The organism is Vibrio sp. 1078-1 (assembly GCF_033340475.1).
The window spans coordinates 1-919 of sequence record NZ_JAWOWM010000133.1 but is presented as its reverse complement, the minus strand read 5'-3'; the positions used below and the strand labels follow the sequence as shown (position 1 = coordinate 919).

Genomic DNA, 919 nt, shown 5'->3' with positions numbered 1-919 from the left:
GATTCAACCTCGTTTCGAATGTAAGCCAATCTACGACATCATGTCTGGTGTGGCGAAGCGTATGGGCGTGTTTGATGAGTTTACTGAAGGTCGCACGCAAGAAGAGTGGCTGCAATGGATGTACGCTCAGACCGTCAAACAAAACAACGATCCAAACCTGCCGTCTTACGATGAGATGAGAAAGCAGGGCATCTACAAGAAGCAATTCGACCGTCCACACGTGGCGTTTGAGGACTTCCGTCGTGACCCAGAGGCGAATCCGTTGCCTTCTCCGTCAGGTAAGATTGAGATCTACTCAGAGACCCTCGCGAAGAGCAACGAAGAATGGGAACTGGACGAAGATGAATCCATCACACCGTTGCCAGAATATGTTTCGACATTCAACGGCTGGGATTCGCCAGATCGTAAAGAGTTCCCACTTCAGCTAACGGGCTTCCACTACAAATCGCGCGCGCACTCAACGTACGGCAACGTGGACATCCTAAAAGCAGCAGCGCCACAAGAGCTTTGGATCAACCCGATTGATGCAGCGTCACGCAACATCGACAACGGTGATTTGGTGAGCGTTCGTAGCAAGTTTGGTGAAATGAACGTTCGCGTAAAAGTGACCCCACGCATCATGCCGCATGTGGTTGGCTTAGGTGAGGGCGCATGGTACGCACCAAACGCAAAAGGTGTTGACCAAGCGGGCTCTATCAACGTGCTAACAACACAACGTCCAAGCCCTTTGGCAAAATCAAACCCGAGCCATACCAACCTCGTTGAAGTGACGCTAATTAAGAAAATGGGGGCTAAATAATGAGCACAGCGAAACAGTATGGCTTTTACATTGATTCAAGCAAATGTACTGGCTGCAAAACATGTCAGCTCTCTTGTAAAGACAACAAAGATCTGGGTATCGACCGTAACTTCCGTCGTG

2 protein-coding genes are annotated in these 919 nt (G+C 49.6%); both read left to right on the top strand.

Translation table 11 applies throughout. The annotated features are described in order from the left end of the window. Window positions 1-799 (top strand): molybdopterin dinucleotide binding domain-containing protein (locus R7190_RS26130; RefSeq protein ID WP_318137710.1); only part of this gene is annotated, 799 nt, incomplete at its 5' end. After that, on the top strand, window positions 799-919 hold a 121-nt coding region (locus R7190_RS26125), incomplete at its 3' end, for a 4Fe-4S binding protein (RefSeq protein ID WP_318137711.1). The genes R7190_RS26130 and R7190_RS26125, both read left to right, overlap by 1 nt.